Genomic DNA, 9,021 nt, shown 5'->3' on the forward strand with positions numbered 1-9,021 from the left:
GCCAGGATTCCTGAAATGAACGTCTTACACTCCGAACGCTAACCGCTTTGCTACGCACACTTAATTTTAGTATGGTGATTGAAATGGGGGCGACAACTTTGAAAGCGTCACATCGACTGGAAAGTCTCTTAAGTGATGGAGAATTAGTTATTATTCCAAATGCTAAACATGAACTGAATTTGGAGAATCCTCTGGAATTTGCACAGGCTTTAAACTGGTTTTTAAATAACGTCAATTAAAAATGAGCCTTTGCTTTTCTTCTTTTAAAGACAACCAAGACTCATGATTTAGAAGCTATATTTCCATTTTATGCCAAGCACCCTTTGAATACTGGTACATCGTCATTAAATTGTCATTTTTGCCATGGTGCCAAATCCAAGGATGCCTTGTCGGCATGATTTTATTTCCATATTTAAAAATAACTTTTGACTTTTGGGTTGGTCGATATTTGGATAAAATAGTGTGTTGCTTAACATTGTATTCTGAATTGTAGCGGACGTAATTCCTGGTTTCAATTCGATAACCGTGAAATAATTTAGTTCGATACCTGCCGATGGATAATCCACTGGTAGTGGTTGGGATGGCATTAGCGCTTGTGTCAGCGACCGTGAGCCCCATCCCAAAACAAAGTGTTGCCAAAGCGATATAAATGCAGCTGCTTACTTTCAATGAATGACGCTCTTCAATCGTGCTTGTGCGACAGTTGCTTGATGAACATGGCATTTAAAAAAACGCTTACTTAGTTGAAAGTACCACGTTTTGTTTTCTTAAACAATAACTGTTACAGAAGCGTCATGAGCTTTTAAAACAACCGTATTAATGTGTGTACATGGTTAATTAATTAGTGACCTGGCTGGTACCGGTTTTGTAATTCAATTTAACACCTGCTTGAATGTTGCGAATGTAGATATTGAAGCGAACCCGATTACTGCCGATAGATTTTCCCTGCATCTGGACACCGCTTGCCAATAGGTTATTAGATTTGAAAACAGGCCGAACCTGATATCGGATGTAATGCTTGCGGCTGCTTCTTAGGTAGGCTGCCACTTGATTCTCATAACGTTCCATACATGGTGTATTCAATGAGCGTGTACCGGTAATCAAGTTTCTAAGATTATTGTTTTGACCGGTCAATTGATATCCAATCAAATGACAACGATTATAAAGCCAACCACTGCTGATTTTTTTATTATGCCAGCCGGTTGGATCGACATAGAGAGGCGCTCGTTGTTCGGTCGGCATGAGTCGTTTGTTAAGCATTGCGTTCGCGGTGGTTGCACGATTTAAGAAATCGAGCTGGCCGTATCTTTGCCAAGCGCCATGTTTTCGGGTGAGCGTTGCTTTTGAAAATTTTGGCCGATTTTGATTGATGATAATGATTTGCCGACCAATCTTTATTTGACGCTTACTGACTTTTTGAGCTTTTTTACCTGCGGCTTTTGCTTTTTTGCGTGTCGTCTTAACCGTTTTTTTGCGTGTTGAACTTGGTTTGTAATCGGTCTTGGCCAAAGTTAAGCCACGCTTTTTGGCCGTCGAAAGCTTGACGCGATAAATTTTTTTAGCATTGTTCAAGCCACGGTTATGTTTATGATAGAAGTAATGTTTACCGGTTCGGGTAACGTAGACGTAAGATGATGCTTCTGCAGTCTGAGTGGGCTGCTGGTAAGACGCGCCGCTGACAATCAAAACCGTAAACAGGAAGAAATAAATGAATTTTCTGATATAAAACACCCCTTAAAATAAAGTCGAATGCCAAGCAAAACATAGTGTGAGTTCCTTCACAAATAAATTTTATCACTATTTTTAACAGAAAAATAATTTAAAATTCGTATGGTAGTGGCAGCAAGGGGTTTCAAATGTTTGCTAAAAAAAGACCAAATTTTCCTGTTGCTTTTATGAACGCTCGTTCGTATAATGAGTATTTGTCAGGAGGGGGATTTTGCAAATGGATAAAATAGCAGAAGCAACGGTTTTGGATATGGCGGCAAAAGCGATGCGCCGTGGTCGAATGGTTCGGCTGAGTTTTGGGGATCGCCAAGAACATCAAGTGACAGACATAGAGCCAGTAGTCGGGTACATAACGGGGATTAAGGATGATAAACTCACTTTTACCAATATGCTGAATCAAAGCCGGTTTGTTGACGTATCGACGCTTGACACCATCACGTTTGTCATGAACTCATAAATGAAATGATACATAAAATAACGACTGATTATTAGCTTGTTGAAGCTATCTTGACCAATCGTTTTTTTGTCTATTTAAAATGGTTAATTGGGGTTAATAGTTACCTCTGTTATTACTATCGGGATATTATTTCATTGAAAATGCAAACAATAGTCACATCTAATTCAAATCTTTCGGTTATTCTTATGGTATCGATAAGGATAATGGAGGGATTACGATGAAAAAGGAAATTAAACGCGGAAGCTTATTGATCGGTGCCTGTGTTGTGACGTTCGCGAGCACGCTGTTGTTAGTCATTCAGCCGGTCCAAGGGTCCAAGGTAAAAGTGACAAGCAACAAAGCGTTGACAACTAAAGTGAGCAAACGAAATGTGGAACCGACTGGTAAAGCCGGGTTATATACCAAGCCAAGCGTCTTAAAGGGTGATAAGCTGGTTTTATCCAGAAAAACGATGAAAAAAATGGATAACTCCGAAAATGCCAATCATTATTTGCGCGCTTATAGAGTTGCAAAGACGAATCAAAATCAGGTTTACTATAAAGTTGTCAGTTTTGACGGTAAATATCGGGGATGGGTATATGGCGGTCAAAAAACAAATCGCTTTTCCGGAGGCCTACACGCAGTCAAAACCTATCGTGAACTGGCGTTAACAGCTGAGGAAAAGACAGCTACTTATCAATTTACCAATCCCGGCACCAGACATGTTACTTGGCGGGCACCATATGGGACAACCTATAAACCGACAAAAGTCGTTAAATCAATGGCACCGTATGCGAAAGATACTTTAACGGTGAAAAGTGTGGTTGAACGAGAAAAGGGCGATAAAGTTTACTATTATATTGCCAGTAAAGAACACCCAAGTATTAACGGATGGATTCAGGGTAAGGCTGTCGAACCTGCTTTTGACACTTCTAGCAATCAGCCCGGGTCAACGTTGCCTGAACAATCAGCTTCAGGTCAAAAACCGACCGCGCCAACTTCCACGCCGAGTCCGGACACTTCTAGTCCGGAAAAACCAGGAGGGACACTTAATTATTCAGGGACATTCAGCTCTACTGATGCCAAGGTTTACAAAAATGCTTTTTCTCAAGAAACAGATCAATCTGTGATTTCCAAAGTCCAGAAGAGTTATAAAGAACAGGTGATTAAAGGGCTTTCAGAGCCGTTTAATTACGATCAAAATATGTCCTTGGTCGAAATTGCAACTAAATTGGGACATGGTAAACGATTTACGGCTGAGGGTGGCCGCAACTATACGGTGATTGTCAATCCAACCGGGAGTTCGTTGGTCACATTAATACCGTATTCACAAATTAAGTGGATTAATGCGAAGGCGGCTGTATCAGGGCTGGATAGTGGTATTTTAGGGATGCTTATAAATGATGAGTTGAAGGCTCAAATTCAGTCGGCAGCCAATCTTTACTACAAGGTCAATTATCTGGGATCACTGGTCATTATGTCTCCAATGTCGGATGGCACCGTTAAGCGGTTGTTGGGTGATGGCAAGCAGCTTAGTATTAATGTCGAACAATTCTTTGAGGAATTGCCCATTACAGTGAAATTTGATATTGGCGTTAAAATCGATCGGGATGATAACGGTATTACGGCAGTCAATGTTGACTTAAAATTGGATCCGGAGTCATTAAAAGTGCCTGATCCGGAAAATCCAGCGAAATGCCAGTTGAACGTTGATGTCAAGCAGTTGGGATTAGGTACATTTCCATCGATTGCAGCGCAGGCAGCAATTCGGGTTTTCTATCCAATCAGATATCCTTATTACAATAAAATTGACCAGAGCATGAGTCCCGATAAAATCAAGCGGGTTTTAGGCAATGGGCAAACCATTCAGGTTAATCAGTCAGGTATTAAAGCAAATTTAACGATGGCGGTAGATGTTTCCCAAGAAAATGGGGTTTCAAAGAACGTGACGGTTAGAGTTGTTGCGACTAAGCTGACGGAATAAAAGCTTAGAGGAAGTTTTGCTGCGACGCATTGAATGATGTGCAGCAAAACTTTTTTGCTTTTGAAAGCAACCGGACTTTGTTGAGTTTCAATTGTCTTGCGCTTATACTGGAACGAATGGAAGTAATTGCAACGGGAGATAAATCCCGGTATAATCGTTTTTTAAAGATGTAGAGGTTGGACAAATGGGTCATTTTCCGAATAAGGATACTGGTTTAGTATGTGATTTTGGGAAATGGCCTTGTGAAGGAGAAGTGTGATGTCACAATCATTTTCAAATCATAAATTTACAAATTTGCCGGACAATATTGTAGATATCGCAACGGGTATTCTTGAACGGTCAACTGAATTTCAGCAGCGGATGACACCGCCTCGGAAACAAGGGGATGAACGAGACAAGGCGTTAGCGATACCAGGCAACGTGATCTTTTACGTTCCGACGCTTCACATGGATGATGCTCGGTATCAGGGACATGGCTTTTTACCCCACTTGGTTAAAAAGAGCTACTTGGATATTGATGTGGGAGTTGTGCCTGTAAAACAGGAAGTCACCGTCCGTCATGCAAAGATGGCTAGTCATTTTACGTATGAAGACGCTCATATTGACTTGTTTAATCGTGTTCACCACCCGGCTTACATTATTGGCGGCTATGATCTCAACGGTAATCGATTAAGAGGCGTAACGATCCCATTGCCGGATGTTAAAACGGAAAAGGTGTTTGTCAGAATTGATGAACATTGGAAAATTGCAACGGATAATAATGGTTATGTGACCTCGGTGTTTCATCGTTATTTTCTGATTGATGGTATTGGACCAGAGAGTCAATCGGTTCCTAAAATTGCAACGATTAATTCGGATTTATCGATGATGAGCCCTGATTGGGGTCATCAATTAAAACACTCGTTGGCAGAAACCCAGTCGTTTCGTTCTTTGCTGGATACGCCGCAATATTATGAACATCTGGGCATGTTTACCAACTACCAAGGGTCGATTCAATTCGGAACCGGTTTGGATGCTCAAAGCGGTAGTCATGAACAAGTTGAATTGCAAAAATACAATGCAAAGGTTTTGGGAAACCAGGAGAATTGGCATATTGTGCCACACTTAACGTTGAAAAAATTAACAGAATAATGATATGACAGTAGGTCTCGCTTCAACGATGTTTAGTTGAAACGGGATCTTTTTATTGTTTTCCAGTAACCGATTTTGTTTAAAGCAAACGGCGGTTATTCAACTTAGTACCGAAATGAAATGCGATTGGTAGCGCTACCATTAGAGAACCGATGTTCTGCTTTTTAAATAAGGCAGATGAAGAGGACCTAAATTTAGTTAACTAATTAGTAAAGAACGGGATATGCTTCGAGTTGTCCTCATTGAAAGTATCAGGGAGTTTATTCAAGATCGGCGTATAACAGCTTTTTCTTTTAGATAGTGCACAATCAAATATGAGCAGTAGTGTTATTAAAATAAATGATTGGTGAATGTATATTTGAAATATTCAGCCAATTAGGTTATGAGAATTCTTCTCATTCGTAAGCAGATTCTTGGAAAGCGCATTCATAATGATTTATACTTAAGGTGTTGTATAGGAGAAGATATATGTATTAGGGGAGGTTTTAATAATGAGGTTTGATCTAAAGAAGTCATTGTTTATTTCAATGGCAGCTCTTGGATTATTCGCAGCAACTGCAACCATTAATGCAAATCAAGCAGACGCGAAGACTTATGCACGTGTTACTTCAAATAGCAAGATGTCATCCGATCCGACAACTCGAAATATTTCGTTTACCGGTGGTAATGCCATTTATACCAAAGCCGGAACACTTCGTGGTGCTCGATTAGTTGCATCGACGGCAACGCTATCCACGTTGGCAAATTCAAATTCGTCATCGGATAACTTCCGTGCTTATCGAGTAGCAACAACCAATCGTGGCTCTGTTTACTATAAGGTTGTATCATTTGACCAACAGACACGTGGTTGGATTTATGGTGGTAAAAGTACAGCTAATTTTGGCGGTGGTACTAAGCAATTTACGACGTTTAGCACTAATAACTTAAGTGATGCCCAACAAAATAGCTTGTACAAGATTGCGAGCCCGGGAATTGCCAATGATGGTAAGACGGTCACATATAAGCAGCCTGCATGGACTCAATATAAGGTGGGGCGTCAGGTTCTTGATTCAACGCCTTACGCAAACGCAACTTTCAAGATTATTCAAGTGGGAACACGTACCCGTGAAGGTGACCAGTGGGTACAGGTTCAAGCAACCGATAACCAATACAGCCAGGCAAATGGTTGGATCTTATATAGTGGTTTGACATTAACTCAAACGCCGGTTGCCGATAATGCCATTCGAATTAATCTGGTAGATTCAAGCAATAATAACAACGTTGTGAAGTCATTTGACTACACTAAGACAGGTGCTCAAAAGGGTACGCGTCTTGGAACACAAAATGGGGCTAACTGGACGTTGGCTGCAAGTGACCAGACACAGCTTCAGAACCAAATTAATACCAACTTAAGTGGTACCGGATACTACGTTGGCGCTTTGAACCAGACACAGATTAATGCGTTGGGTGCCGCAACGTTTGGCGGTTCAGTTAATATTGCAGTTACAAAGCAAACCGCAATTGCGGATAACGCCGTTCGAATTAATATGGTAACGCCAAACGGCACATTCTTGAAGTCGGTTGATTATCCTAAGACTAATGCTACAAAAGGTAACTATCTCGGGTATTGGAATGGTAACGTTTGGGCATTATCAAATGATGACATTACTAATATTAACGGCATTGTTAATAATGCGTTGACCGGCACTGGTTACTTCTTAACTAATGGTCAGTTAACATCTGCCCAGCAACAAGCAATTGCCGCTGGTCGATTCGGGGATAACGTTACGATTACGGTAACGAATACGCAACCGGTTACGACTACTACGACAGTTCAACCGATGTTGAATGGTTCTCTTGGCATTTGGAATGCACGTCAAATGAATAGTCTTGCCGGCCCAACCGTTAATGATGATATTACGATTCCTGGATTTGCTGGAGGATCTGGTGCTGGTGGCAGTACGGTTAGTGCTAGTGAGCTTTATCAGTGGTCTAAGAGTAGCGATGCTACGTTGAAGCAAAAATTTACTGACGCAATGAAGGCTGCAAATGCTCAAGGAGTCGATCTTGCAACAATCAATACGCAGTCTAAACAAGCCGCTAACTTGGCTTATCTTCAACCGAATGATATGAAGCTTAATCTTGGAGCAAGTGGCGCATATTACACGGGTGATGCTGCTCTAACACAAGCAAAGAGTAATAATCTTGGGACTATTTACTCACCTATTTATCCAATCATTGCTCAAGATACGACTACTGGCGCAACTCAAGCCAAGTTAACCTGGGACAGATTAACTTATACTGCTCAAACTGCAAGCTCCGGTTTTAGTGGTGGAACGGTAAACGTTTATTACACTGCTGATAATGGTACGACGGTAACAAACCCATAATTTAATCCGTTCTTTTATGAGAAAGTCTTTCAGGTTTTATTTAACTAACTTGAAAGATTTTTTTATTTTTTATTTCCCAAATTTATATGACATCTATATTAAACCCCATAAACAATTTTCATGTTATATAGTAATGAGAACTAATATGCTGTAAAATACAAGTGAAGTTTCAAATAATATGTATTGGGGATAATGATATATGAAAAATAACCTTAAACGCTCATTATTTATATCAGCAGCCGCATTAGGATTCTTTGTAGTTACTGGTATAAGTAACGGACAAACTGTTAGTGCGAAGACCTACGCCAAGGTAAAGTCTAATCAAACGCTTTCGATGAATCCATCTGATCGAAACGTTAACTTTACTGGAAGCAGCGCACTTTATACAAAAGCAGGCACACTCAAGGGGGCAAAACTGGTTGCATCAGCCAGTGAGCTGAGTGGGCTTTCAAGTTCAACTGTTTCGAACAATAATGTTCGTGCTTATCGAATTGCCCGGACCAATCGCGGTTCTATTTATTATAAAGTTGTGACCTTTAATGGTCAGTATCGCGGCTGGATTTACGGTGGCAAGAGCGATTCGGATTTTAATGGCGGTTTATCACAATACGCAACAACTAAATACGCTGCTATGACAACTGATCAGCAAAATGGTACTTTTAGAATTACCAATCCTGGTACGGCTAACGATGGCAAAACTGTCACATATAAACAGCCAGCTTGGACACAATATAAAGTTGGTCGTCAAATCACTGATTCGGGATCATATGCCAATAAGACTTTCAAAATTGACCAGGCAGCTACCAGAACTCGTGAAGGAGATTTGTGGGTTCATATTAGTGCGACGGACTCAGCTAACTCAGCCGCTAATGGCTGGATTCTTTATTCAGGGCTAACACAGGTTACAGGAAGTTCGTCGTCAACGACTAACCCAGGTTCAAGTTCTACTACACCAACTACTAATAATGCTGTTCGAGTAGTTCTGGCTGACCCTAATGGCAATACAATTAAGAGCATTAATTATGGAAATGGGACAGCTGGTAATACGTTAGGAACTGTAAATGGTTCGACTTGGTCATTATCAGCAAATGATACGTCTCAATTGACATCTCAAATCAATGCGGCGTTGTCTGGAACCGGGTATTCATTGTCTGGTACCTCAACCAACGGTACTTTAACTCAGGATCAAATCAATGCATTGGCACAAGCTAAGTATGGTTCTTCTGTCACCATTAAAACTGTTGCTTTAGGGCAATCCTCGCTTTCTTTGACGACTGATTTGACGCCGGTTGATGGACCTGTTATTAATACAGTGACTGGTGGAGGCAAGGGACCTTCTTATGCAAATATAGCATTTAAATTTTTATGGCAAC

8 protein-coding genes are annotated in these 9,021 nt (G+C 40.7%); 6 read left to right on the top strand and 2 right to left on the bottom strand.

All coding sequences use genetic code 11. From position 1 onward, the window contains the following. Nucleotides 1-98 precede the first annotated feature (98 nt). Nucleotides 99-239: an alpha/beta fold hydrolase gene (locus HMPREF0519_RS13710; protein ID WP_225429144.1), complete on the top strand. Its 141-nt coding sequence runs from the start codon at nucleotides 99-101 to the stop codon at nucleotides 237-239. A gap of 55 nt (nucleotides 240-294) precedes the next feature. Here the strand turns inward: HMPREF0519_RS13710 and HMPREF0519_RS09940 are convergent, their stop codons facing one another. Next, nucleotides 295-669, bottom strand: coding sequence for a hypothetical protein (locus HMPREF0519_RS09940; RefSeq protein ID WP_003558166.1), 375 nt, complete (start codon nucleotides 667-669; stop codon nucleotides 295-297). A 168-nt stretch (nucleotides 670-837) separates the two neighbouring features. Then, a complete protein-coding gene (locus HMPREF0519_RS09945; protein WP_003635903.1) occupies nucleotides 838-1,731 on the bottom strand; it encodes a DNA/RNA non-specific endonuclease in 894 nt (297 codons plus the stop codon). A 214-nt stretch (nucleotides 1,732-1,945) separates the two neighbouring features. On the opposite strand from HMPREF0519_RS09945, the gene HMPREF0519_RS09950 reads away from it, so the two are divergent. The 5 genes from HMPREF0519_RS09950 to HMPREF0519_RS13935 all read left to right on the top strand — a co-directional run. Beyond that, nucleotides 1,946-2,185: a hypothetical protein gene (locus tag HMPREF0519_RS09950; protein ID WP_003558172.1), complete on the top strand. Its 240-nt coding sequence runs from the start codon at nucleotides 1,946-1,948 to the stop codon at nucleotides 2,183-2,185. A 217-nt stretch (nucleotides 2,186-2,402) separates the two neighbouring features. Next, the gene (locus tag HMPREF0519_RS09955; RefSeq protein ID WP_003635905.1) at nucleotides 2,403-4,148 is read left to right on the top strand and encodes a hypothetical protein; all 1,746 of its coding nucleotides are present in this window, start codon (nucleotides 2,403-2,405) and stop codon (nucleotides 4,146-4,148) included. Between the two features lie 258 nt (nucleotides 4,149-4,406). Beyond that, nucleotides 4,407-5,279, top strand: coding sequence for a hypothetical protein (locus HMPREF0519_RS09960; RefSeq protein WP_003635909.1), 873 nt, complete (start codon nucleotides 4,407-4,409; stop codon nucleotides 5,277-5,279). A 491-nt stretch (nucleotides 5,280-5,770) separates the two neighbouring features. After that, a complete protein-coding gene (locus HMPREF0519_RS09965; RefSeq protein ID WP_003635910.1) occupies nucleotides 5,771-7,648 on the top strand; it encodes a hypothetical protein in 1,878 nt (625 codons plus the stop codon). A 199-nt stretch (nucleotides 7,649-7,847) separates the two neighbouring features. Beyond that, a partial coding sequence (locus HMPREF0519_RS13935; protein WP_003635912.1) for a hypothetical protein occupies nucleotides 7,848-9,021 on the top strand: 1,174 nt, incomplete at its 3' end.

It is taken from the genome of Lentilactobacillus hilgardii DSM 20176 = ATCC 8290 (assembly GCF_000159315.1).
Taxonomy (GTDB): Bacteria; Bacillota; Bacilli; order Lactobacillales; family Lactobacillaceae; genus Lentilactobacillus; species Lentilactobacillus hilgardii.

Coding starts and splice junctions, on each gene's coding strand:
- HMPREF0519_RS09950 (WP_003558172.1), top strand. CDS start 1,946: ATGGATAAAATAGCAGAAGCAACGGTTTTGGATATGGCGGCAAAAGCG.
- HMPREF0519_RS09955 (WP_003635905.1), top strand. CDS start 2,403: ATGAAAAAGGAAATTAAACGCGGAAGCTTATTGATCGGTGCCTGTGTT.
- HMPREF0519_RS09960 (WP_003635909.1), top strand. CDS start 4,407: ATGTCACAATCATTTTCAAATCATAAATTTACAAATTTGCCGGACAAT.
- HMPREF0519_RS09965 (WP_003635910.1), top strand. CDS start 5,771: ATGAGGTTTGATCTAAAGAAGTCATTGTTTATTTCAATGGCAGCTCTT.